This is a genomic window from Pantoea sp. PGP6 (assembly GCF_053474785.1).
In genome coordinates, this window is sequence record NZ_JBQBMA010000001.1 from 405,524 (window position 1) to 428,205 (window position 22,682).

Genomic DNA, 22,682 nt, shown 5'->3' on the forward strand with positions numbered 1-22,682 from the left:
GATATGTCCATTTTCCCCGGACGATAAGGAGATCGCGCGCATGGCTTTTCATACCTGGCAAATTGGGCTGGATATTCAGAATAGGCAGATTTGTGCCCTGGCCCTCCAGCCTCAACGTGATGGCTGGCAGCTACGCCACTGGTGGCAGCAGCGGCTGCCGCAAGATACGTTAAGAAACGGCGTGCTGCAATCTTCGCCTGAATTACTGGCGGCCTTAACCGCCTGGCGACAGCGCCTGCCACGGCGCTATTCGCTGCGCGTCGGTTTGCCGGTTCAGCTGGTATTACAGCGCCAGCTACCGCTCCCGGCACAGCCGCTGCACGAGCCGGCTCTGGGGCACTATGTGCAGGCGGCGGCACGGCGTCTTTTCCCGCTGGAGCCCACTGCGCTGGCGCTGGATTACCGACAGGATGCTGCGGGCGGACAGCTCTGTGTTACCGCCGCCCGGCTGGAGGTGATCGACCAGTGGGCAGCACCGCTGCTGCAGGCTGGATTAACGCCACAGGTGTTTGAACTGACCACTGAGGCGCTGAAACGGCTGGCTCAACAGGCCCGCTTACGCGCCGGCAGCGTGCTGGTGTTGCAGCAGGATGAGCGCTGGTTGTGGAGCGATGGGCAAACCGCTGCGGATGCGGGCGACGCGGCTTCGGTTGAGGCGTTGCAACAGCAGGCATTTCCGCAGGCCTCGCAGATACTGGCCTGTGCCTCGCAGTCCGTCACCTGGCCTGCAGTCGTGACACCGTTCTCACCCTTCGATCTGTTCCAGTATAAGCAGCCGCCGTTGCCCGCCAATCCGGGTGCATTCGCGCTGGCGGCCGGTCTGGCGCTGCGGATTAAGGATTGCTGATGGTGGCGGTCAATCTGCTGCCCTGGCGGCAGCGACGCGATTTGCAGCAGCAACGGCAAAGCCTGACGGTGCTGCTGCTGGTCGCCGTCAGTCTGATACTGGTGGTGATTCTGCCGTTGTGGCGGATAAAGGCACTGCAGCAGCGGGCTGCAGTGGAAACCGCCACGGTGCAGCTGGCGCTGGACGATTTACTTGTGCGTTTAGCCCGGCAACAAGCGCTGATGGAACAGCTCGCGGTTCAGCAAGCGCTGCGCCATAAACAGCAGCAACAGGCGATGCAGCGGGCAGCCTGGCAGCAGTTCTGGCTGGATTTACCCGTGTTGCTGCCCGGGACCGCCTGGCTGAAGCGGCTGGAGAAACGCGACAGCCAGTTCACGCTGGAAGGCCAGGCGCAGGATATGCAGGCGATACGGCAATTTCGTCAACGGCTGGCGGCGCTGCCGCTGTTCAGCCGGATAGCGCAGGGCCGCGTTCAGCGTCAGCCTGGCGGGGGATATCATTTTACTCTGCGGGCACAGCTTCAGGCGGTTGGCGATGAGTGAGTGGTGGACGGGCTGGTGGCAGTTAAAGGCAATGGCACGCTACGGCGCGCTGGCAGCTGCGGCCGCCGGTTTACTGATGCTGAGCTGGCTGGTGTGGCTGCGGCCGGAACTCAGGGCGCTGACAGCTGAACAGCAGCGCCTGAAGCCGCTGACCACGACGCTGCAGCTGCGCCAGCAGCAATGGCGTCAGAATCCGCCGAATGCGCTGCTGCAGGCTCAGTTGATATCACCCGCAGTGCGTTCTGCATCAGGAGCCTCAGGGACCTCAGGACAGGCGATAGAAATCCTCCTCACTTCACGACGCGACCAGCTGGAGCAGTGGCAGCCCGATACCCAGCCACGCACTCTGACGCTGCATCTGCAATGGCAGGAATTCCAGCCGCTGTTTACTGAACTTTTTCAGGCAGCGGCCCCGTTTCCAGCGCATTTCCTGCTGCTGGCGCAGCCAGAGCATCTGGTGGCACAACTCTGGCTGGAGCCTGACGATGCGCCGTAGCCTGCTGATTCTGGTGCTGTGCTGCAGCAGCGCGCTGGCCCGCGATCCGTTTCAGCCGCTTGCCGGGGCCGCCTGCCTGCCAGCGGCAGAACCGCTGACCGGCTGGCGTCTGCAGGGGATCGTTGGTCGCGGATCACGTTTTCACGGCTGGCTGCTGACGCCGCAGGGGCAGGTGAGGGCGATACGGGCCGGGCAACCTTTTGCACTGACGCCGTGGCAGCTCATTGCCATTGACCGGCGCAGCCTGACCTTAGCGATCAAAAACAGCTGCAGTGCACAACGTCATTCATTTTATTTAAAAGGAAGCCCGCATGAGAACCCTTCTGACGTTATTGCTGGCAGTCAGTTGCCTGTCGCCGGCCCGCGCCGCTGACGATCAGCGTCTCAGCCTGGCATTTGATAATGCGCCGGTTGAGCGCATTTTGCAGGCCCTGGCAGACTACCAGCAGATCAACCTGATTATTGCACCCGAGGTTGAGGGATCGTTGTCGCTGCGGCTGGATGATCTGCCGTGGCAGCAGGCACTGGATCTGGTGGCCCGGATGGCAAAGCTGACGCTGGTTGAGCACGAAAATGTGCTGCTGGTCTATCCGGAAAGCTGGCAGCAGGCGCAACGGCAAGCTCGGGATGAACAGCAGAAAGAGCGGTTGCAACAGATGCCGCTGCAACAGCGCGCGGTGCTGCTGCATTATGCCAGCGCCAGCGAGGTACACCGCAGCCTGCTGAGTGAGCGCCAGTCACTGATGACCGCGCGCGGCAGCGTCACGGTCGATAAACGCACCAACACGCTGTTACTGCGTGATACGGCGGCGGCGTTGCAGCAAACGGAGCGCTGGCTAAAGGCGCTGGATCTGCCGCTGGAGCAGATTGAACTGGCGGCGCATATCGTGACCATCAGTGAAGAGCATTTACAGGAACTCGGCGTGAACTGGGGATTACAGGCTGGCGACGCGGCGGTCACGAATGTGCTTCATCATCCGCGGCTGGCGATTCCACTGGCGCTAAGTTCGCCCGGCGTGAGTGTCGGTATGGCGCTGGCGCGTATCGGCGGCCAGCTGCTGGATCTGGAGTTAAGCGCGCTGGAACAGGAGAACCAGATCGAAATTATCGCCAGTCCGCGTCTGTTTACTTCGCATCAGCAAACGGCCTCGATTAAGCAGGGCACGGAAATTCCGTATGAAGTGTCGGCGGGCAACAGCGGCGCCACCAGTATTGAATTTAAAGAAGCAGTACTGGGCATGGAAGTCACGCCCAGCATTTCCGGCAATGGCCGTATCCAGCTCAACATTCACATCAGCCAGAACATGCCTGGCCGCAGCATCCGGACCGGCGATAGCGAGGTGCTCTCGATTGATAAACAGGAGATTGAAACTCAGGTCACGGTCAGGGATGGGCAGACGCTGGCGCTGGGCGGTATATTTCAGCAGCAGCGAACCCGGGGCGAAAATCGGGTGCCGTTACTGGGCAACCTGCCGCTGATCGGCGGGCTGTTTCGTCAGCAATCTGAGCAGCGTAAAAAACGGGAGCTGGTGATCTTCATCACGCCGCGATTGGTCAGGGAAGCAGCGCTTACGGCTGGATAAAACGGAAAATGCGTCCCAGAGGGCCATCCGAATTGACGCAGGGCAGGAATTAGCTTACAAGGTTTAGCGATTTTCAATACGGTGTAACCGTCTATGTTGGGTAAATCCCAGCAAACAGATCAGAAAATTCCTCTGTGAGCAGCGTTGTAAAGACGCAGCGCTGGCGCGTTACAGTTTCGCGAACCACAGGCCAATTCAGAAATGGATCAGCTGCAGGCAATATAATCGGTTGCCAAACAGCCTTGAGTGTTGAGATAATTTTTCGTCTGACTCTTGCTAACGCTCATGAGGTCTCAGTTCCTGTCCCGCCAGCAAATGCTGAACGCGGGGTATCATTAACGAATTCTTAGTAATACCGACAAAATGGCAGAGAAACGCAATATCTTTCTGGTTGGGCCGATGGGTGCCGGCAAAAGCACTATTGGTCGTCAGTTGGCTCAGCAACTCAACATGGAGTTCTTCGATTCCGATCAGGAAATTGAGCGACGCACCGGAGCGGATGTGGGCTGGGTTTTTGACGTCGAAGGCGAAGCTGGCTTTCGCGATCGCGAAGAAAAAATCATTAACGAACTGACTGAAAAGCAAGGCATCGTCCTGGCAACAGGCGGTGGCTCCGTCAAATCCCGGGAAACGCGTAATCGTCTCTCCGCCCGCGGCGTCGTGGTTTATCTTGAGACCACCATCGAAAAGCAACTGGCGCGCACTCAACGTGACAAAAAACGTCCGTTGCTGCAGGTGGATTCACCGCCGCGTGAAGTGCTTGAAGCGCTGGCTGGCGAACGTAACCCGCTTTACGAAGAGATCGCCGATGTGACTATTCGCACAGATGATCAAAGTGCGAAAGTGGTGGCGAATCAGATTATCCACATGTTGGAAAAAAGTTGATCCAACGTTCGAAGGCTCTTTAACAGGTATCGAGCATCATGGAGAAGATCACCGTCTCACTGGGGGAACGCAGTTACCCCATCACTATCGCCGCCGGACTGTTTAACGATCCGGCTTCTTTTTGGCCGCTGACCGCGGGCGAAAACGCCATGGTGGTGACTAACCAGACGCTGGCTCCGCTTTATCTCGACAAACTGTCAGCGCTACTGACGGCGGCGGGTGTGAAAGTGGATCAGGTGATTTTACCCGACGGCGAGCAGTACAAAACGCTGGCCGTGATGGATCAGGTCTTTACCGCTTTACTGCAAAAACCGCACGGTCGTGATACGACGCTGATCGCCCTGGGCGGTGGCGTTATTGGCGATCTTACCGGTTTTGCTGCGGCCAGTTATCAGCGTGGCGTGCGCTTTATTCAGGTGCCGACCACCTTACTGTCGCAGGTTGACTCTTCGGTTGGCGGCAAAACAGCCGTAAACCATCCGCTCGGCAAAAATATGATTGGCGCGTTTTATCAGCCCGCCTCGGTGGTGATTGATACCGCGTGTCTGCACTCGCTGCCGGCACGTGAACTGGCGTCCGGTCTGGCCGAAGTAATTAAGTACGGCATCATTCTTGATGGTGCGTTTTTCCAGTGGCTGGAGCAGAATCTTGACGCCTTGCTGGCGCTGGATGAACAGGCGCTGGCTTATTGCATTCGTCGCTGTTGTGAACTGAAAGCGGACGTGGTGGCTGCCGATGAACGGGAAACCGGACAGCGCGCACTGCTCAATCTGGGCCATACCTTTGGTCATGCCATTGAAGCGCAGATGGGCTACGGCAACTGGCTGCACGGTGAAGCAATTGCTGCAGGCATGGTGATGGCCGCGCGTACCGCTGAACGTCTGGGCCAGTTCAGCCCGCAACAGACTGAACGTATCATCACGCTGCTGCAGCGTGCCGGTTTACCGGTGCACGGTCCGCAGGAGATGAGCGCAGAGATGTACTTGCCTCATATGATGCGCGACAAGAAAGTACTGGCGGGTGAATTACGGCTGGTGCTTCCGTTGTCAATTGGCCGCTCTGAAGTGCGTGGCGGCGTGGCGCATGATATGGTGCTGGCTGCAATTAACGATTGCCAGAAATCTTGATATTAAGCAGTTAAGTGGTGACGCGGCGCGCCGGGTGCGCAGTGCGGAATGCCGCTTTACGGAGGAGGCATAATGGATGAGTTCAAACCGGAAGACGAGTTAAAACCTGACGCCAGTGACCGTCGTCCCTCGCGCCCACGTAAGGCGTCTACCGCAGCAAAAATACCGGTTTCACGCCAGCGCATCATGATGGGTGTGGGGATTCTGGTGCTGTTGTTACTGGTGCTGGGCATTGGTTCGGCGCTGAATGGCCCGGATGATAAGAAGCCCGCGACCGGCAGCAATGCGCCCGCCACTGGCGGTGGATCGAACAGCGAGAAAAATATTGATCTGACCGGCTCCTCTTCAATGTCGGGTGGGCAGACCTCTCCGACGGCGACCGAAAATAGCGCGCCGGCCAGTGGTGATGCGGCCAGCAACCCGCAGCGCGATGTCTCGATGCCGCCGGTGGCCTCAACGCCAACCCAGGCAGCCCCGGTTGATACGCCAGCCAATCAGCAGCGCGTCACTTTACCTGGCGATCTCAACAGCGCACTGACGAATCAGCAGCAGCAGGTCGACAGTGCCGCGACCGGCGCGCAAAATGGTAGCTCGCTGCCAACTGCGCCGGCCACCGTCAGTGGCAATGCCGGAACCGCAGCCAACCCGGTCACCGCCCCGGTCAGCCGTCAGACGCCGAACAAAGCGACGTCGCCGACGCGCCCTGCGCACGACGCCGGCCGCAAGACTGCCTCGAAGCCTGCGACTACCAGTGACAGCCGGACGCATACGACGCCAGCCCGCACGCCTACCGGCAATACCGCGGCCAGCAGTTCGGCCGCAGCCAGCAGCAGTTCAGCCAGCAAATCACTGCCAGGCGGCAGCTATACGCTGCAACTGAGCGGCGCGTCCAAAGCGGAAAGTCTGAATGCCTGGGCGAAAAAACAGAATCTGAGTGCGTATCACGTCTACAAAACCACCCGCAACGGTCAGTCGTGGTACGTGCTGGTGAGTGGATCATACGCAACACCGGCAGATGCCAAACGCGCTGTGGCATCGCTGCCAGCGGAAGTCCGGGCACAGAATCCGTGGGTTAAACCGGTTAGCCAGGTTAAGAAAGAAGCCAGTCAATAATTGATGTGGGGCCAGCGTTACTGGCCCCGTTTTAAGCGCAGATCTGCTGTCGGTCCAGCCACAGCCTCACAATAAGATGTAATAACCACGACAGCATGAAAAAAAATCGCGCTTTCCTGAAATGGGCAGGGGGAAAATTTCCCTTAGTAGAAGAGATCCATCGCTACCTGCCGCAAGGCGACTGTTTGATCGAGCCGTTTGTTGGTGCGGGATCGGTGTTTCTCAATACCGATTTTGATCGCTACCATCTTGCCGATATCAACAGCGATCTGATCAATCTCTACAACATTGTCAAAACGCGCACGGCGGATTTTATTCGTGACGCGCAGCTGCTGTTTACCCCGGAAGGTAACAACGAAGCCTGCTATTACCTGCGTCGTACCGAATTTAATCTCAGCACCGACGCCTACCAGCGCGCGCTGCTTTTCCTCTATCTGAATCGTCACTGTTACAACGGTTTATGCCGCTATAACCTGCGTGGCGAATTCAACGTGCCGTTTGGCCGCTATCGCAAACCCTACTTTCCGGAAGCAGAACTGTTATGGTTTGCCGAGCGCGCGCAAAAAGCGACGTTTGTCTGTGAATCGTACGATGTTACCCTGAACAATGCCGGTAAAGGCTCCGTGGTATATTGTGATCCGCCCTATGCGCCGCTGTCGGCGACGGCGAACTTCACGGCTTATCACACCAACAGTTTTAGCCTGCGCGAGCAGCAGCATCTGGCGACGTTAGCGGCACAGCTGGCCTCGTCAGAACACCGGATTCCGGTACTGATTTCTAACCACGACACTGCACTGACGCGTTTGTGGTATCAGGATGCAGTGTTACATGTGGTCAAAGCCCGGCGTTCCATTAGCCGAAGCATAGCCGGTCGCACTAAGGTCGACGAACTGCTGGCGCTCTATAGCTAGTCTGTTTCGTCCGCGACCAACGCATTACGCCAGCCGCAGGGCTGGCGCACAACAGTGGGAGAATCGGATGAAACAATATTTGCTGGCCCCTTCAATCCTTTCGGCGGACTTTGCTCGCCTGGGCGAAGATACCGCGAAAGCGCTGGAGGCCGGAGGCGACGTAGTTCACTTCGACGTGATGGATAACCACTATGTTCCCAACCTGACCATGGGACCGATGGTACTGAAAGCGTTGCGCGACTATGGCATCACCGCGCCGATCGATGTCCATCTGATGGTCAAACCGGTGGATGCGTTGATCCCCGAGTTCGCCCGTGCAGGCGCGACCTACATCACCTTTCATCCCGAAGCCAGCGAGCACGTTGATCGCACCCTGCAGCTGATTAAAGAACATGGCTGCAAAGCCGGGCTGGTATTCAATCCGGCAACCCCGCTGAGCTACCTCGATTACGTCATGGATAAGCTGGATATTATTCTGCTGATGTCGGTTAATCCGGGCTTTGGCGGCCAGTCGTTTATCCCTGGTACGCTGGATAAGCTGCGTGAAGCGCGCAAGCGTATCGATCAGAGCGGTTACAATATTCGTCTCGAAGTGGATGGTGGCGTGAAGATAGATAACATCGGTCAGATCGCGGCTGCTGGCGCCGACATGTTTGTCGCCGGTTCTGCCATCTTCGGTCACCCGGATTACAAAAAAGTGATCGACGAGATGCGTAACGAACTGGAGAAAGCCAATGGCTCATTTCACTGATATCCGGGCGCTGGCGTTTGACCTCGACGGCACGCTGGTCGATAGCGCGCCGGGTCTCGCTGAGGCGATCGATCGGACGCTGAAAGATCTCAGCCTGCCGGTCGCCGGCCTTGAGCGCGTCTCAACCTGGATTGGTAACGGAGCGGACATCATGATGTCGCGCGCCCTGACTTTTGCGCTGGGCCGTGAGCCGCAGCCGGACGAGCAGCACGATGCGCGCGCCCTGTTCGACAAACACTATGCTGACACGGTTGATGCGGGCAGCACGCTGTTCCCGCAGGTGAAGCAGACGCTGGCTGCGCTGCAGGCCACCGGTTTACCGCTGGCGATTGTCACCAATAAGCCGACGCCCTTTGTCGCGCCACTGCTGCAATCGCTTGGCATTGCAGAGGCTTTTTCGCTGATTATCGGCGGTGACGATGTGCCGGTGAAGAAACCGCATCCTGCCGCGATCTTTCTGGTGCTGGGGACCTTTGGTGTCCTGCCCGATCAGCTGCTGTTTGTCGGCGATTCGCGTAACGATATTCAGGCTGCCCAGGCGGCTGGCGTGCCCAATGTCGGCATGACCTATGGCTACAACTATGGCGAATCGATTGCCAGTAGCCAGCCCAACGTCACACTCGACTCTTTTGACCAACTTTTGCCCGCTCTCGGGCTGTAATTATCAGGACTTAAGCATGAGCAAACCCATTGTTTTCAGCGGCGCACAGCCGTCCGGCGAACTGACCATTGGCAACTATATGGGTGCGCTGCGTCAGTGGGTGCAGATGCAGGATGATTTCCACTGCATTTACTGCATCGTCGATCTGCACGCCATTACCGTTCGACAGGATCCCGTCGCGTTGCGTAAAGCCACGCTGGATACGCTGGCGCTCTATCTCGCCTGCGGTATCGATCCGCAAAAGAGCACCATCTTTGTTCAGTCGCATGTGCCAGAGCACACCCAACTGAGCTGGATCCTTAACTGCTACGCCTATTTCGGTGAACTCAGCCGTATGACGCAGTTCAAGGATAAGTCGGCGCGTTACGAAGAGAACATCAATGCCGGCCTGTTCGACTATCCGGTGTTGATGGCGGCCGATATTCTGCTCTATCAGACCCATCAGGTCCCGGTTGGTGAAGATCAGAAGCAGCATCTGGAGCTGAGCCGCGATATCGCTCATCGCTTCAATGCGCTGTATGGCGACGTTTTCAAAGTGCCAGAGCCGTTTATTCCGAAGTCAGGCGCGCGCGTCATGTCGCTGCTGGAACCGACGAAGAAAATGTCCAAGTCAGATGAAAACCGTAATAACGTGATCGGCCTGCTGGAAGATCCGAAATCGGTCGTGAAGAAGATCAAGCGCGCGGTAACCGACTCCGAAGAGCCGCCAGTGGTGCGCTACGACGTGAAAGAGAAAGCGGGCGTCTCTAACCTGCTGGATATTTTGTCGGGCGTGACCGGAAAAAGCATCGCTGAGCTGGAGCAGGAGTTCGAAGGCAAGATGTATGGCCACCTGAAAGGGGCGGTAGCGGATTCGGTCTCAGGCATGCTGTCCGAGCTGCAGGAACGCTACCATCGTTTCCGTAACGACGACGCGTTGCTGGAGCAGGTGATGCGTGACGGTGCGGCGAAAGCCCGTGCCCAGGCGCAGGAAACCCTGAAGAAAGTCTACGAAGCAGTCGGCTTTGTCGCCATGCCGTAACGGCATTGCCAACAGCACAGACGGCGGGCTTATAGCCCGCCGTTTTCTTATGCGTTGCTCAACCGTTAAAACCAGCGCAGCTTATCGCGCAGGCTGACCACGCTGCCGATGATCATCAGGCTCGGGCTGCTGACCTGTTGCGCCAGCGCTGCCAGTTCGGTCAGGGTGCCGGTGACCACGCGCTGACGGGGGCTGGTACCGTTTTCTACCAGCGCGACCGGCATATCGCTGCGCATACCGTGCTGCAGCAGCTGATGCTGAATCTCTGCGGCCTGCGTCAGCCCCATATAAAACACCAGCGTTTGCTGCTCCGCCGCCAGCGTCTGCCAGCAGAGCGTTCCCTCTTTCTGCAGATGCCCGGTGACCAGCCTGACGCTTTGTGCATGACCGCGGTGGGTCAGGGGAATGCCGCTGTACGCCGCACAGCCTGAGGCCGCCGTGATGCCGGGCACCACGCTGAACGGGATCTGGTGCTGCGCCAGCATCTCCAGCTCTTCGCCACCGCGGCCAAAGATAAACGGATCGCCGCCTTTCAGCCGCACCACCCGTTTACCGCGCTGCGCCTGCTCCAGCAACAGCTGGTTGATCGCCTCCTGCGGTACGCAGTGGTGACCGGCGCGCTTGCCGACAAAGATACGCTCGGCATCGCGTCGCACCAGGTTAAGCACCTGTTCAGAGACCAGCCGGTCATACACCACGATATCTGCCTGCTGGATCTGCTGCAGCCCTTTCAGCGTCAGCAAACCGGCATCACCGGGACCGGCACCCACCAGCGTCACTTCACCCTGCGTCGGCAAATCCGCCGCAAACAGCGCCTCAGTTAACTGCTGAGCACGTTCGCCATCGCCGTTTGCCAGGGTTTGCGCCAGCCGCTCACTGCTAAAAAAACGCTCCCAGAAGTGTCGGCGTGCGGCAATCGATGCAAACTGCTGCTTTACCCGCGCCCGTAAGCTGCCTGCCCGCTGCGCCAGTTGGCCCAGATGTTGCGGCAACATTGCTTCCAGTTTCTCCCGCAGTAAGCGGGCCAGCACCGGCGCACGGCCACCCGATGAGACCGCCACCATCAGCGGCGAACGGTCAATGATGGAGGGCATGATGGCGCTGGCCTGTTGCGGCGCATCGACCAGGTTGCAGAAAATTCGCTGACGTTCGGCCACCGCTGCCACCTGCTGATTGACCGCATCATCGTTGGTGGCGGCTACTACCAGCCAGCAATCGGTCAACCAGTGCGGATCAAACTCGCCGGGCAACAGGGTCACGGCTTGCTGCTGCGCCCATTGCCGGAAGGCGGGCGAGAAGTCGCGTGCGCCAACCCACAGATCGGCCCCGGCCTCCAGCAGCAGGCGGGCTTTGCGCTCAGCCACTTCGCCCGCGCCAACCAGCAGGCAACGTTTGCCCTGCAGCCGACAAAACAGCGGGAAATAGTCCATAAGCGGTCCTCAAAAAAAAGCCCGCCAGCGGCGGGCAGTAGACGGGAATCAGAGACAGACTTCGACCTGGCCCGCATTCACCCGCACCGGATACGCTGCCACTGAGCGCGTTTCATCTTCCATGCAATAGCCATCGCAAAGACGAAAGTGCTGTTTTTTCAGCGGGCTGGCGACCCATAACGTTGACTGATGCTCGGCGATAATGCCGCGCGATAACACGCTGGCCTCGGCAAACGGGTCGATATTGCTGATGGCATACAGTTGCTCATCGTTCCGTGGACGAAAGATAGCAATCTGCTGACCTTTCACCAGTGCGCAAACACCGGTGGCGGGCAGGATTTGTGTCAGCTGACACACTGCATTCCACTGGCTCATTATTCAGTCTCCTCAATCAGGGTGACGGCGATGCGTTCTTCAGGGCGCGCCGGACGATGCTGATCGCGTTCGGCCACCACCTGTATCGCCGGATCGCGCTGCGATGAGTTAATAAAGTGAGCGAAGTGCGTCAGGTTGCTGTTCTCTTCGAGCGTAGCTTTCCACTCGCAGTGGACGCTGGCACGCAGCCGCTTCATTTCCTGCTCGAGATGGCTGTTGAGGCCCAGCTTATCGTCAACGATCACTTTACGCAGATAGTCGATACCGCCTTCCAGACTCTCCAGCCACGTTGAGGTACGCTGCAGGCGATCGGCGGTGCGGATATAGAACATCATGAAGCGGTCGAGATAGGTCATCAGCGTCTGCTGATCGAGATCCGCTGCCAGCAGATCACCATGGCGCGGTTTCATGCCGCCGTTGCCGCAGACGTAGAGATTCCAGCCTTTTTCGGTGGCGATGATGCCGACATCTTTAGCCTGGGCTTCCGAACACTCGCGGGTACAGCCGGAGACGCCAAACTTCATTTTATGCGGGGTGCGAATGCCTTTGTAGCGATTCTCCAGCATCACGCCAAAGCCGAGGCTGTCGCCCACGCCATAGCGGCACCAGGTGCTGCCAATACAGGTTTTTGCCATGCGCAGCGCTTTGGCGTAGGCCTGGCCGCTCTCAAAGCCCGCAGCAATCAGCTCAGACCAGATGGCGGGCAAATCCTCTTTGCGGGCACCGAACATGCCGATGCGCTGTGAGCCGGTAATTTTGGTGTAGAGCTGGTAGCGTTCGGCAATATCGCCCACCGCTTTCAATCCCTGCGGCGAGATTTCACCGCCCGGCGAACGCGGGATCACCGAATAGGTACCGTCTTTCTGGATATTGCCGAGATAGAGATCGTTGCTGTCCTGTAGCGGGGCATGTTGTGGCTTGAGCACATACTCATTCCAGCACGAAGCGAGCAGGGAACCGACCGTCGGTTTACACACTTCACAGCCGTAGCCCTGACCATATTTCGCCAGCAAATCGTCAAACGTCTTGATCTCTTCGACCTGAATCAGGTGATACAGCTCCTGACGCGAATAAGCGAAGTGTTCGCAAAGATGGTTATTGACCTCAATTCCCTGACGGCTCAGTTCGCTGTTCAGTACCTGAGTAATCAATGGAATACAGCCGCCGCAGCCGGTGCCGGCGCGGGTGGCGCTTTTCAGCGCCGCTACCGTGTGGCAGCCAGCCTGTACCGCGTTAATGATGTCGCCTTTGCTGACGTCAAAGCAGGAACAGATTTGCGCGCTGTCGGGCAGCGAGTCGACCCCGATGGCCGGTTTTTCGCCGCTGCCGGCCGGTAAAATCAGCGCTTCCGGATTGGCGGGCAGCGGTATCGCATTCAGCACCAGCTGCAGCAGGTTGCCGTAGTCGCTGGTATCGCCCACCAGCACTGCGCCGAGCAGGGTTTGCTGATCTTCGCTGAGAATTAAACGTTTGTAGATCGATTTACTCTCATCCAGCCACACCACACTGCGTGCGCCTGGCGTGGTGCCACGCGCATCACCAATGCCGCCCACATCGACACCCAGCAATTTCAGTTTGGCGCTCATGTCGGCACCGGTGAAGGCGTTGGGGCGGCCCAGCAGGGTATCGCTGGCGACCTGCGCCATTTTGTAGCCTGGTGCTACCAGTCCGTAGACCCGGTTCTGCCAGGCGGCGCATTCACCGATGGCGTAGATGTCGCTATCGCTGGTCAGGCACTGATCATTAATGGCGATGCCACCGCGCGGCCCCAGTGCTAATCCACACTGTTTTGCCAGCTTGTCCTGCGGCCGGATACCGGTCGAGAAGACGATGAAATCGACCTCCAGCTCGCTGCCATCGGCAAATTGCAGCGTTTTACCGCCGTTTTCATGATGGTGGATCTGTTGGGTATTTTTACCGGTATGTACCCGCACGCCCATCTGCTCGATTTTACGGCGTAACTGCTCGCCGCCTTGCCGATCGAGCTGTTCAGCCATCAGCACCGGCGCGAATTCAATCACATGGGTTTCGACGCCGAGATTTTTCAGCGCGCCCGCCGCTTCCAGTCCCAGCAGTCCACCGCCGATTACCGCACCGCGTTTGCTGCGGCGCGAGCAGGCTTCGATAGCATTAAGATCTTCGATGGTGCGGTAGACAAAGCAGTCGCTGCCTTCTGCGCCGTTAATCGGCGGGATCCACGGATAAGATCCGGTGGCGAACACCAGCGTGTCGTAATGCACCGCGCGGCCGGTATTGGAGTGAATCAGCTTCTCGTCGCGGTTGATGGTAATGGCGCGTTCACCCAGCAGCAGGTTGACCTGATGCCGCTCATAATACCCGTCGCGAACCAGAGATAGCTCTTCGGCTGTGTGGTGAGAGAAGTAGGCGGAAAGGTGGACACGATCGTAGGCGACACGCGGCTCTTCACAAAAGACGGTTAGCGAAAACTGGTCAGGTTCAGCCTTCTCAAGTAATTCTTCTATAAAACGGTGCCCGACCATGCCGTTACCGATAATGACGACATTGTGCTTGCTCATTTTTGCCTCAAATTTACGATATCTGCGGCTACAATAGCGCGCCATTTCTGGCGCTCATTGATATACATCAACCGCTCCTTCATATACCTATTTAGAGTTAGGTGGTTGATTTGAATTAACTTTATCCGGTAAGCCTGTAAAGGGGTTAAGGGCGTTGTCCGCGACGCGGTGAATCGTGCTAGTTTTAACCGCAGACGGTTAACCGGAAAAGGAGCGGCTAATGGCTTCACTTAAGTGGATTAATAACGTGCGTTTACCCTGGCGAGAGGGCTTATGGCAGATTGAAATTGCCGACGGTCACATTGCCCGTATCACTCCCCAGCCGCAGCAGGCGACGCCGGTGGAGGCATCGCTGGACGGTGAGGGCGGCCTCGCCAGTGCGCCGTTCATTGAACCGCATATTCATCTTGATACCACCCAGACTGCCGGTGAACCGACCTGGAATCAGTCCGGTACGCTATTTGAAGGCATTGAGCGCTGGGCTGAGCGCAAGGCGCTGCTCAGTCATCAGGACGTGAAGCAGCGGGCATTACAGACGCTGAAATGGCAGATCGCCAACGGCATTCAGTTTGTCCGTACCCATGTCGACGTCTCCGACCCCAGCCTGACCGCGTTAAAAGCGATGCTGGAGCTGAAAGAAGAGGTGGCACCGTGGATAACCCTGCAGATTGTCGCTTTTCCGCAGGAGGGCATTCTCTCTTATCCCAATGGTGAAGCGTTGCTGGAAGAAGCATTGCGGCTCGGCGCAGATGTCGTCGGGGCGATTCCGCATTACGAATTCACCCGCGAATATGGCGTTGAGTCACTGCACAAAACTTTTGCGCTGGCCAACCGCTACGACAAGCTGATTGATGTGCACTGCGATGAAATTGACGATGAGCAGTCGCGCTTTGTCGAAACCGTGGCGGCGCTGGCGCATCGTGACGGTAACGGCGCGCGGGTCACCGCCAGCCACACTACCGCTATGCACTCTTATAACGGTGCCTACACCTCGCGGCTGTTCCGTCTGTTAAAACTGTCAGGCATTAATTTTGTCGCTAATCCGCTGGTTAACATTCATCTGCAGGGCCGTTTCGACCACTATCCTAAGCGGCGCGGCATTACGCGGGTGAAAGAGATGCTGGAGGCGGAGATTAACGTCTGCTTCGGGCACGATGATGTGTTTGATCCCTGGTATCCGCTGGGCACCGCGAACATGCTGCAGGTGCTGCATATGGGATTGCACGTCTGCCAGTTGATGGGTTACGAACAGATTGATGCCGGCTTAGATCTGATTACCCATAACAGTGCCAGAACTCTGCAGCTTTCCGGCTACGGTATTCAGAGCGGCCACGAGGCCAGCCTGATCATTCTGCCTGCCGAGAGCGGCTTTGATGCGGTAAGAAGACAGGTTCCGGTGCGCTATTCACTGCGTCGCGGTGAAGTGATTGCGGCAACCAGACCGGCTGAGAGTGAGATTTACTGGCGGGAGCAGGAGCGCGTCGACTTCCGGCGCTGACAAGCAGGGCGGCGAAGGATCGCCGCCCGGCGAGATTAATGGGTGACGTGACCGTGCGAACGATGTTTGGTCACCAGTCCCAGCAGGACACACATGACAAACACCACCGCATACAGACCGTTAGCGGTGACCAGCGCGGTGTGCACGCCGCTCTTCTCGACGATAGGCGCGGTAACCACAAAGGTCAGCATGGTGCCGACGGTGCCGCAGGTCAGAATGAAGTTCACCAATTTTGGTGAAGCTACTTTGGTTTGCAGCGAGCCGAGCGTGATGATGGTGGTGTAAATCGCGCTGGAGCTAAAGCCCAGAACCATGATGATCCACTTCAGCATACCGGCATCCTGGCTGCTGACGAACCAGTACATCAGCAGCGTCGCCAGGCCAGCCAGCACCATCAGGATACGTTGCAGATCGAAGAAGCGCAGCAGGAAGCTGAACGCCCACATTCCGACCATATAGGCGGTCCAGAAGCTGCCAACCAGCTGTCCGGCATTATCGATATTCATGCCCATCACTTTGGTGGCGTATTCCGGTACCCACGAGATAAAACCGAGCTGACCGAGGATGTAGCACAGGGCGGCAACCGCGAGCAGCAGCACGCCAACGCCCCATTTTTCCTTTTCAACTGTCGGGCTGTTTTCCGGCTTGCGCAGTACCGGGAACTCGACAAACAGCGTCATGATGAAAATCGCCACATAGATGAAGCCGATGCAGACATAAACCCAGTACCATGGCAGTTGACGTGCCAGCAGGATACCTGCCAGCACCGGGAACAGCGTGCCCGCCATGCTGAAGAAGGAGTCGGTAAACAGCAGACGTGATCCGCGCTGGCGACCTTCATACATGTGGGTAATCAGGAACGTCCCGATCGACATGGTAATGCCGCTGACCACACCCAGCACGAACATGCAGAGCGAGAAGATGCTGAGATCGCGGCTGGTCATTAAGCCAATGATCGCCAGCACCATCAGGACGAAACCGAAAATCAGCTGGCGCTTGAGTGGCACGATCACCATCAGCCAGGCATTGAGGAAAACGGCGGCCAGGATCCCGCTGTTCAGGAAGGTGAAGGTGTTACTCATGCTGGAGATGGGGATCTGGAAATCTTTCGCGATATCGCCCATTACCATGCCGGTAACGATTACCAATGCGCCGGTAAGCGCATACGAAAAGAAGCTTATCCAGGTAAGGCCGATACGATTACGGTTTGTCATGTTCTGAACCTGTTAGGAAACCGGTGGCAAAAAGTGTCAGAAAGTGTAAACGGAACTGTGATCTTAATAAACAACCAGTGAAACTGGAGATCTACATTTCATGTGTTGTGTGATTTTAATCACGCATTTGCCGGGTTTTATCGATTGCTCGCGCTTTTTAAGCCGCAGCGTAAATATAGGTAAAACGCTGGCTCTTGTATTACATGCTCTTTACAATCAATCACGTTTTTGAGCTAGCTCTCCAAGGTAAGGAATCTTTCATGTTTAAACGTACTTTAACAGCGGCAATTACCCTGTTAGCGCTCTCATCTGTTTCTGCCTCGGCCCTGGCCGCAAAAGGCGATACCCATGTTCTGCTCACCACCTCCGCCGGCAATATCGAACTCGAACTGAATGACCAAAAAGCGCCGGTCTCGGTGAAAAACTTTGTTGATTACGTCAACAGTGGCTTCTACAACAACACCATTTTTCATCGCGTGATCCCAGGCTTTATGGTGCAGGGCGGCGGCTTTACCACCGACATGCAGCAGAAGCAGACCAATGCGCCGATCAAAAATGAGGCGGATAACGGCCTGCGTAACCTGCGCGGCACCATCTCAATGGCCCGTACCGCCGATAAAGACAGCGCCACCAGCCAGTTCTTCCTCAACGTGGCCGATAACGCCTTCCTCGACCATGGCCAGCGTGATTTTGGCTATGCGGTATTCGGTAAGATTGTGAAAGGTCAGGATGTGGCTGAAAAAATTTCTCAGGTACCGACCAAAGATGTCGGTCCTTACCAGAATGTCCCGTCTAAACCGGTAGTTATCCTCTCCGCTAAAGTTCTGCCTTAATGCTTCATGCCGCCATCTGTCGATGGCGGCGCTTTCCCGCATCCGGCAAAGCCAGAAAATGCTCTTATACTTAGGGCAAAACCTGAGCAGGAGGCGGCATGGCGAACAAACTCACCGAGAAACAAAAGGCCACATTGTGGCAACAGCGGCGCAGCGCCAGCTATCAGGCCAGCTGTCGGCTGGAAGGCTTCAGCCACAATGAACCCGCGGTAAAAGGCGACGAGGCGGCGGCACGTCTGGCTTCGCTGAGGAGGCAATATGGTGTCTAATATCGCGGTCAGCCAGGATCCCTACCTGTGGCACAACGACAACGTGCTGAAGAACCTGCTCGATATTCATGACGCTGCACAGCTGCGTAAAGCAGAGCTGAGCTTCAGTGCTGCCCGTCTGGCGACGCTGGAGTTAGGGCCGCGTAATGCCGGCTTGCCGTGGCTGCAGCTGATCCACCGTACGCTGTTCCAGGATGTTTACAGCTGGGCCGGTGAGTTGCGTACCATCGATATCTGGCGCGATGAGACGCCGTTCTGCCATTTCGAATATATCGAAAAAGAGGGGAATGCCCTGATGGCGGCGCTGGAAGAGGAAAATGGCCTCGCCGACCTGCCGCGTGACGCCTTTGTACAGCGTATTGCCCACTACTACTGCGAAATCAACGTGCTGCATCCTTTCCGTGAAGGAAATGGCCGCGCGCAACGCATCTTTTTCGAGCAGCTGGCGCTGCATGCCGGTTATCTGCTGGCGTGGGAGGCGATCGATGCCGAAAGCTGGCGAGTGGCGAATCAGGCAGGCGTTGCAGGCGACCTGCAGCTGCTGGAGCAGGTTTTTGCGAAAGTGGTGAGCGAGCCGGCGTAACCGCGTAGAATAGCGGCGCTGGTAACCACTCTGGATTAGTCATGCTGCTGCTGATCGACAACTACGACTCCTTTAGCTGGAATCTCTATCAATATTTCTGCGAGCTGGGCGCGCAGGTTCGGGTGGTGCGCAACGATGCCATCACCCTGCAGCAGATGGATGCGCTGCCGCTGACCCATCTGGTGATTTCCCCGGGACCCTGTACCCCCAACGAATCCGGCATTTCACTGGCGGCGATTCGCCATTTTGCCGGACGCCTGCCGGTGCTGGGCGTTTGCCTCGGACATCAGGCGATTGCGCAGGCCTGGGGCGGCGAGGTCGTGCGCGCCCGTCAGGTGATGCACGGTAAAACCTCGCTGATTCAGCACAGCAACAGCGGCGTGTTCCGCCAGTTGAATAATCCCCTCACCGTTACCCGTTACCATTCATTGATCGTAAAACGCGATACGCTGCCTGACGTCTTTGAGGTCACCGCCTGGAGCCTGCGTGACGGACAGCCCGACGAGATCATGGGCATCCGCCATAAAACCCTGGCACTGGAAGGGGTGCAATTCCATCCTGAAAGCATTCTCAGCGAGCAGGGACACCAGCTGCTGCGCAATTTCCTGTCGCAATAGTTTGCCTTTGAGTGATTTTTTATGCATATTTTGTGATTATTATTTCACAGCGGTACAACAATCATTCAAATGGGGTCACTAATGGCAGCCGAAAAAATTGCGGTCACACGGGAAACGTTCGATAACGTTATTTTGCCTGTTTATGCACCAGCGCAGTTCGTGCCGGTCAAAGGCAAGGGCAGCCGCGTCTGGGATCAGCAGGGCAAAGAATATATCGACTTTTCGGGCGGCATCGCCGTGACTGCGCTCGGCCATTGCCATCCTGCGCTGGTGGAAACGCTGAAAAGCCAGGGCGAAACGCTGTGGCATACCAGTAACGTCTTCACCAACGAACCGGCACTGCGTCTCGCCAGCAAGTTAATCAATGCCACCTTTGCCGAGCGGGTGTTTTTCGCCAACTCCGGTGCAGAAGCGAATGAGGCGGCGTTCAAGCTGGCACGCTATTACGCCTGCAAACGTCACAGCCCGTTCAAAAGTAAGATCATCGCCTTCCACAATGCTTTCCACGGCCGGACGCTGTTTACCGTGACGGTCGGCGGACAGCCAAAATATTCCGATGGCTTTGGCCCTAAACCTGCCGATATCGTCCACGTGCCGTTCAACGATCTGGCTGCGGTTAAGGCGGTTATCGACGATCATACCTGCGCTATCGTGGTCGAACCGATTCAGGGTGAGGGCGGCGTGGTGCCCGCAACCGAAGAGTTTATGCACGGGCTGCGTGAACTGTGCGATCAATACCAGGCACTGCTGGTGCTGGATGAAGTGCAGAGCGGTATGGGACGCAGCGGCAAGCTGTTTGCTTATGAGCACTATGGCGTGCAACCCGATATTCTGACCTCGGCCAAAGCGCTGGGTGGCGGTTTCCCGGTCAGCGCCATGCTGACTACCCATGAGATCGCCTCCACCATGGCCCCTGGCGTGCACGGCACCACCTACGGCGGCAATCCGCTGGCCTGCGCCATTGCCGAGACCGCGCTGGATATCATCAATACCCCGGCAGTGCTGGAAGGCGTTGGCGTCCGGCGTCAGCAGTTTGTCAGCGCGCTGCAGGCGATTGATGCGAAGTACGATCTGTTCAGTGATATTCGCGGCAAAGGCCTGCTGATTGGCGCGGCGCTGAAGCCTCAGCATGCCGGCAAGGCGCGCGATATCCTCAATGCGGCAGCCGCTGAAGGGGTAATGGTGCTGGTGGCCGGCACGGACGTGATGCGTTTTGCACCTTCGCTGATCATCGAACCCGCCGACATCGAAGAGGGTATGCGCCGCTTCGCCACCGCCGTCGGCAAGGTGATTACCGGCTGATTTAGTTTTTGCGTAACCGTCTGCTCAGCCAGCGGCCATGTTGCGGTCGCTGGCTCCACGCCAGAGATGAAATGGTGTGCATCACGCTCAGATGATCCAGAATGCGGCGTACATGCTGTTCCACCACCGTGACCGGCCCTTCATTAATGTTTTCCAGCTCATCCAGCAGGTTAACCTGCGAACTGGCACCATCATATTCCAGTCGCTGCTGACAACGTTGCAGCGCAATTTCGCAGGACTGCAGATAACGCTCAGCTAACGTGGCGGTCAGCATGGTGTGTTCACGCGCCAGAATCGTCATTGCATTGATGTGCTCAACAATAAACTGGCTGTGGGTGACCCACAGACGCATATCCTTGAGGTACTGAGCGTTAAAAGCCGGTTCCTGCATCGCCTGGTTCAGGGAGTTAAACAGCGCATTGTGAGCCTGATTGACCCGTACCCGCTGATACGCCAGTTTCTCCGGTGACTGTTCCGCCCCCAGCAGCAGCCGTAGCGCATCCTGATAGGTTTCCAGCGCGTCATGGGCGTTTTGCCGCAATAAGCCACTCTGCCACTGCGGCCACAGCCACAACATTCCGCCAAAGGCGATCAGGCACCCCATCAGCGTATCCATCAGGCGCGGCAGCAGGAACTGCGCCCCATTCAGCGACAGCAACTGCAGCGAGTAAACCGCCGTCACCGTAAAGCCGATCATCGACCAGCCGTAAAACTGGCGGGTAAACCGGTAGCTGATAAAGGTGATCACCAGCATGATCAGCAGCACCAGCGACTCCGGCACCGCCAGGCGTAAGGTAGCAGCCGCAATCACCAGGCCGGCAAAGGTGCCCAGCGCCCGGTGCTGGATGCGAACGCGGGTGGCGCTGTAGCCGTTCTGGCTGACGAACATAATGGTCATCAGAATCCAGTACGGTTTAGGGATGTTAAAAAACAGCGCCAGCGCGCTGCCCAGCATCAGCATCACCGCAAAGCGCCCGGCAGTGCGCAGTGCCGACGAACGCCAGGACAGATAGCTGCGCAGCGCCGGCAGAAGCGGCAGACGGCGCTGACGATCGGCCATCAGGTCACGTTGATAGAGCGGTTTTTGGGTGCGCAGCACCCGCGCAATCCGATTGAAGTGGTAGAGACAGAAATTTCCCACCGGATTGTCAGGATGCTGGCGGGCGATTTTTTCCAGCGCGCTGAGCTGCTTCTCCATGCCAAAACGATCCGGCAACTGGTGATAGAGAATGTTATCCGCCAGCACCCGTAAGCGGGCCGAAATAGTCTGGGCGTTCCAGCGGATCACCGCTTCGGCATGGCTCTGCTCCACCAGTTTCTGCACCTCTTCCGGCTGATGCAGGCTGACCGAGATGTGCTCCTGCAGGTCCAGCGCCACCTGAAAGGCGCGGGTCAGCCGCTTATGGCTGTGATCCCGGCTGGCGGAAAGCATGTGCATCTGCTGGTAACAGGTGGTGATCATATCGACCACTTTTTGCTGACGCGCCAGCAGCGGCGGCAGGGCCTTTTCCGGATCGGTCAGCTGAGTCAGCAGGGTATATTTGGCGTCGCAATAGTTGGCCAGCTCACGGTAGATCAGGCTCAGGCTTTCACGCATCGGCTGCTCTTTCCACAGCCAGAACCAGAACCAGTTAAACAGCCCATACCATAGCGTGCCGCCGATATAGAGCAGCGGCGGCACATAGATCGGCATACGGCCAATCAGGCTCAGCGTGAAGATGGCGGCGATCAGGGTGCCGGGCAGCAGACGGCCGTGCAGCGGGCTGATTTCGCCGGTGACCCCCAGCAGCAACGGCAAGGCGAACAGAATCAGCGGCAGCGGAATGGCGTGCTGCGTCAGCCACTGAATCAGAAAGCTGCCGAGCGCAAACAGGCTGCCGCCGACAATCAGGCGTTTGAAGAAGCGTTTATGCGGGGTATCCAGACCGGCGATATTGCAACAGGCGGGAACTAACGAGAACAGCAGACCTTTTTGCAGGTCGCCAGCCAGCCAGCCCAGCGCCACTGGCAGACAGAGCACCAGGGTTTGCCGCAAGGCGTAATTGACTTCAGGATGGTAAATAATTCGACGCCACATCGGCCCAACA

23 protein-coding genes are annotated in these 22,682 nt (G+C 57.5%); 18 read left to right on the forward strand and 5 right to left on the reverse strand.

Annotation, left to right across the window (positions count from 1 at the left end):
* The first annotated feature begins 40 nt into the window (after positions 1-40).
* The 12 genes from pilM to trpS all read left to right on the forward strand — a co-directional run bounded on the left by pilM (position 41) and on the right by trpS (position 9,937).
* The gene (gene pilM, locus ACLIBF_RS01840; RefSeq protein WP_089562395.1) at positions 41-847 is read left to right on the forward strand and encodes a type IV pilus biogenesis protein PilM; all 807 of its coding nucleotides are present in this window, start codon (positions 41-43) and stop codon (positions 845-847) included.
* Positions 847-1,389, forward strand: coding sequence for a PilN domain-containing protein (locus ACLIBF_RS01845; RefSeq protein WP_279809627.1), 543 nt, complete (start codon positions 847-849; stop codon positions 1,387-1,389). Before pilM ends, ACLIBF_RS01845 begins: the two co-directional genes overlap by 1 nt.
* Complete coding sequence (locus ACLIBF_RS01850; RefSeq protein WP_279809628.1) at positions 1,382-1,885, forward strand: HofO family protein; 504 nt, start codon at positions 1,382-1,384, stop codon at positions 1,883-1,885. The genes ACLIBF_RS01845 and ACLIBF_RS01850 overlap by 8 nt, the downstream gene beginning before the upstream one ends.
* The gene (locus ACLIBF_RS01855) at positions 1,875-2,258 is read left to right on the forward strand and encodes a HofP DNA utilization family protein (RefSeq protein WP_031375666.1); all 384 of its coding nucleotides are present in this window, start codon (positions 1,875-1,877) and stop codon (positions 2,256-2,258) included. The genes ACLIBF_RS01850 and ACLIBF_RS01855 overlap by 11 nt, the downstream gene beginning before the upstream one ends.
* Positions 2,197-3,468, forward strand: coding sequence for a DNA uptake porin HofQ (gene hofQ / locus ACLIBF_RS01860; RefSeq protein WP_072051026.1), 1,272 nt, complete (start codon positions 2,197-2,199; stop codon positions 3,466-3,468). Before ACLIBF_RS01855 ends, hofQ begins: the two co-directional genes overlap by 62 nt.
* Positions 3,469-3,831: 363 nt before the next feature.
* Entirely contained in the window at positions 3,832-4,353 is a 522-nt protein-coding gene (aroK, locus tag ACLIBF_RS01865; RefSeq protein ID WP_003852989.1) for a shikimate kinase AroK, read from the forward strand.
* A gap of 38 nt (positions 4,354-4,391) precedes the next feature.
* The gene (gene aroB / locus ACLIBF_RS01870; protein ID WP_069729413.1) at positions 4,392-5,480 is read left to right on the forward strand and encodes a 3-dehydroquinate synthase; all 1,089 of its coding nucleotides are present in this window, start codon (positions 4,392-4,394) and stop codon (positions 5,478-5,480) included.
* A gap of 72 nt (positions 5,481-5,552) precedes the next feature.
* Positions 5,553-6,593, forward strand: coding sequence for an SPOR domain-containing protein (locus ACLIBF_RS01875; protein ID WP_089562390.1), 1,041 nt, complete (start codon positions 5,553-5,555; stop codon positions 6,591-6,593).
* A gap of 95 nt (positions 6,594-6,688) precedes the next feature.
* Complete coding sequence (dam, locus tag ACLIBF_RS01880; RefSeq protein ID WP_031376790.1) at positions 6,689-7,504, forward strand: adenine-specific DNA-methyltransferase; 816 nt, start codon at positions 6,689-6,691, stop codon at positions 7,502-7,504.
* Positions 7,505-7,571: 67 nt separating this feature from the next.
* Positions 7,572-8,255, forward strand: a complete 684-nt coding sequence (rpe, locus tag ACLIBF_RS01885; protein WP_031376791.1) for a ribulose-phosphate 3-epimerase — start codon at positions 7,572-7,574, stop codon at positions 8,253-8,255.
* Positions 8,239-8,916 (forward strand): phosphoglycolate phosphatase, encoded by a 678-nt coding sequence (locus ACLIBF_RS01890; protein WP_031376792.1) that lies wholly within the window; start codon positions 8,239-8,241, stop codon positions 8,914-8,916. Before rpe ends, ACLIBF_RS01890 begins: the two co-directional genes overlap by 17 nt.
* 16 nt (positions 8,917-8,932) lie before the next feature.
* The gene (trpS, locus tag ACLIBF_RS01895; protein WP_448309222.1) at positions 8,933-9,937 is read left to right on the forward strand and encodes a tryptophan--tRNA ligase; all 1,005 of its coding nucleotides are present in this window, start codon (positions 8,933-8,935) and stop codon (positions 9,935-9,937) included.
* Positions 9,938-10,002: 65 nt separating this feature from the next.
* Here the strand turns inward: trpS and cysG are convergent, their stop codons facing one another.
* The 3 genes from cysG to nirB are packed head-to-tail and all read right to left on the reverse strand — an operon-like array spanning position 10,003 to position 14,279.
* Positions 10,003-11,367: a siroheme synthase CysG gene (gene cysG, locus ACLIBF_RS01900; protein ID WP_279809630.1), complete on the reverse strand. Its 1,365-nt coding sequence runs from the start codon at positions 11,365-11,367 to the stop codon at positions 10,003-10,005.
* Positions 11,368-11,415: 48 nt separating this feature from the next.
* Positions 11,416-11,742, reverse strand: a complete 327-nt coding sequence (nirD, locus tag ACLIBF_RS01905; RefSeq protein WP_031376795.1) for a nitrite reductase small subunit NirD — start codon at positions 11,740-11,742, stop codon at positions 11,416-11,418.
* A complete protein-coding gene (gene nirB / locus ACLIBF_RS01910; protein WP_089562401.1) occupies positions 11,742-14,279 on the reverse strand; it encodes a nitrite reductase large subunit NirB in 2,538 nt (845 codons plus the stop codon). Before nirB ends, nirD begins: the two co-directional genes overlap by 1 nt.
* Before the next feature lie 220 nt (positions 14,280-14,499).
* On the opposite strand from nirB, the gene ACLIBF_RS01915 reads away from it, so the two are divergent.
* Positions 14,500-15,777: a cytosine deaminase gene (locus ACLIBF_RS01915; protein ID WP_089562388.1), complete on the forward strand. Its 1,278-nt coding sequence runs from the start codon at positions 14,500-14,502 to the stop codon at positions 15,775-15,777.
* A gap of 35 nt (positions 15,778-15,812) precedes the next feature.
* On the opposite strand, the gene tsgA is transcribed toward ACLIBF_RS01915, so the two are convergent.
* Positions 15,813-16,991 carry an MFS transporter TsgA gene (tsgA, locus tag ACLIBF_RS01920; RefSeq protein WP_031376798.1) on the reverse strand — a complete coding sequence of 393 codons (1,179 nt, stop codon included), beginning with the start codon at positions 16,989-16,991 and terminating at the stop codon, positions 15,813-15,815.
* A gap of 260 nt (positions 16,992-17,251) precedes the next feature.
* Between tsgA and ppiA the strand changes: the two genes are divergently transcribed.
* From ppiA to argD, 5 genes are all read left to right on the forward strand, one after another.
* Positions 17,252-17,824: a peptidylprolyl isomerase A gene (gene ppiA / locus ACLIBF_RS01925; protein WP_031376799.1), complete on the forward strand. Its 573-nt coding sequence runs from the start codon at positions 17,252-17,254 to the stop codon at positions 17,822-17,824.
* A gap of 98 nt (positions 17,825-17,922) precedes the next feature.
* Positions 17,923-18,093 (forward strand): YhfG family protein, encoded by a 171-nt coding sequence (locus ACLIBF_RS01930; protein WP_072051025.1) that lies wholly within the window; start codon positions 17,923-17,925, stop codon positions 18,091-18,093.
* Complete coding sequence (locus ACLIBF_RS01935; protein WP_031376800.1) at positions 18,083-18,676, forward strand: putative adenosine monophosphate-protein transferase Fic; 594 nt, start codon at positions 18,083-18,085, stop codon at positions 18,674-18,676. Before ACLIBF_RS01930 ends, ACLIBF_RS01935 begins: the two co-directional genes overlap by 11 nt.
* Before the next feature lie 41 nt (positions 18,677-18,717).
* Entirely contained in the window at positions 18,718-19,293 is a 576-nt protein-coding gene (locus tag ACLIBF_RS01940) for an aminodeoxychorismate/anthranilate synthase component II (protein WP_031376801.1), read from the forward strand.
* A gap of 81 nt (positions 19,294-19,374) precedes the next feature.
* Entirely contained in the window at positions 19,375-20,595 is a 1,221-nt protein-coding gene (gene argD / locus ACLIBF_RS01945; protein WP_069729408.1) for a bifunctional acetylornithine/succinyldiaminopimelate transaminase, read from the forward strand.
* 1 nt (position 20,596) lies between these two features.
* Here argD and ACLIBF_RS01950 read toward each other — a convergent pair whose 3' ends face one another.
* Positions 20,597-22,672: a YccS/YhfK family putative transporter gene (locus tag ACLIBF_RS01950; RefSeq protein WP_069729407.1), complete on the reverse strand. Its 2,076-nt coding sequence runs from the start codon at positions 22,670-22,672 to the stop codon at positions 20,597-20,599.
* Between the last annotated feature and the right edge of the window lie 10 nt (positions 22,673-22,682).

What these genes read in the sequence shown, in the direction of transcription:
- nirD (WP_031376795.1), bottom strand. Translation starts at nt 11,742, where the DNA reads ATGAGCCAGTGGAATGCAGTGTGTCAGCTGACACAAATCCTGCCCGCC.
- trpS (WP_448309222.1), top strand. Translation starts at nt 8,933, where the DNA reads ATGAGCAAACCCATTGTTTTCAGCGGCGCACAGCCGTCCGGCGAACTG.
- aroK (WP_003852989.1), top strand. Translation starts at nt 3,832, where the DNA reads ATGGCAGAGAAACGCAATATCTTTCTGGTTGGGCCGATGGGTGCCGGC.
- rpe (WP_031376791.1), top strand. Translation starts at nt 7,572, where the DNA reads ATGAAACAATATTTGCTGGCCCCTTCAATCCTTTCGGCGGACTTTGCT.
- hofQ (WP_072051026.1), top strand. Translation starts at nt 2,197, where the DNA reads ATGAGAACCCTTCTGACGTTATTGCTGGCAGTCAGTTGCCTGTCGCCG.
- pilM (WP_089562395.1), top strand. Translation starts at nt 41, where the DNA reads ATGGCTTTTCATACCTGGCAAATTGGGCTGGATATTCAGAATAGGCAG.
- ACLIBF_RS01845 (WP_279809627.1), top strand. Translation starts at nt 847, where the DNA reads ATGGTGGCGGTCAATCTGCTGCCCTGGCGGCAGCGACGCGATTTGCAG.
- argD (WP_069729408.1), top strand. Translation starts at nt 19,375, where the DNA reads ATGGCAGCCGAAAAAATTGCGGTCACACGGGAAACGTTCGATAACGTT.
- ACLIBF_RS01930 (WP_072051025.1), top strand. Translation starts at nt 17,923, where the DNA reads ATGGCGAACAAACTCACCGAGAAACAAAAGGCCACATTGTGGCAACAG.
- tsgA (WP_031376798.1), bottom strand. Translation starts at nt 16,991, where the DNA reads ATGACAAACCGTAATCGTATCGGCCTTACCTGGATAAGCTTCTTTTCG.
- ppiA (WP_031376799.1), top strand. Translation starts at nt 17,252, where the DNA reads ATGTTTAAACGTACTTTAACAGCGGCAATTACCCTGTTAGCGCTCTCA.
- ACLIBF_RS01850 (WP_279809628.1), top strand. Translation starts at nt 1,382, where the DNA reads ATGAGTGAGTGGTGGACGGGCTGGTGGCAGTTAAAGGCAATGGCACGC.
- dam (WP_031376790.1), top strand. Translation starts at nt 6,689, where the DNA reads ATGAAAAAAAATCGCGCTTTCCTGAAATGGGCAGGGGGAAAATTTCCC.
- ACLIBF_RS01940 (WP_031376801.1), top strand. Translation starts at nt 18,718, where the DNA reads ATGCTGCTGCTGATCGACAACTACGACTCCTTTAGCTGGAATCTCTAT.
- ACLIBF_RS01915 (WP_089562388.1), top strand. Translation starts at nt 14,500, where the DNA reads ATGGCTTCACTTAAGTGGATTAATAACGTGCGTTTACCCTGGCGAGAG.
- aroB (WP_069729413.1), top strand. Translation starts at nt 4,392, where the DNA reads ATGGAGAAGATCACCGTCTCACTGGGGGAACGCAGTTACCCCATCACT.
- cysG (WP_279809630.1), bottom strand. Translation starts at nt 11,367, where the DNA reads ATGGACTATTTCCCGCTGTTTTGTCGGCTGCAGGGCAAACGTTGCCTG.
- ACLIBF_RS01935 (WP_031376800.1), top strand. Translation starts at nt 18,083, where the DNA reads ATGGTGTCTAATATCGCGGTCAGCCAGGATCCCTACCTGTGGCACAAC.
- ACLIBF_RS01890 (WP_031376792.1), top strand. Translation starts at nt 8,239, where the DNA reads ATGGCTCATTTCACTGATATCCGGGCGCTGGCGTTTGACCTCGACGGC.
- ACLIBF_RS01875 (WP_089562390.1), top strand. Translation starts at nt 5,553, where the DNA reads ATGGATGAGTTCAAACCGGAAGACGAGTTAAAACCTGACGCCAGTGAC.
- ACLIBF_RS01855 (WP_031375666.1), top strand. Translation starts at nt 1,875, where the DNA reads ATGCGCCGTAGCCTGCTGATTCTGGTGCTGTGCTGCAGCAGCGCGCTG.
- nirB (WP_089562401.1), bottom strand. Translation starts at nt 14,279, where the DNA reads ATGAGCAAGCACAATGTCGTCATTATCGGTAACGGCATGGTCGGGCAC.
- ACLIBF_RS01950 (WP_069729407.1), bottom strand. Translation starts at nt 22,672, where the DNA reads ATGTGGCGTCGAATTATTTACCATCCTGAAGTCAATTACGCCTTGCGG.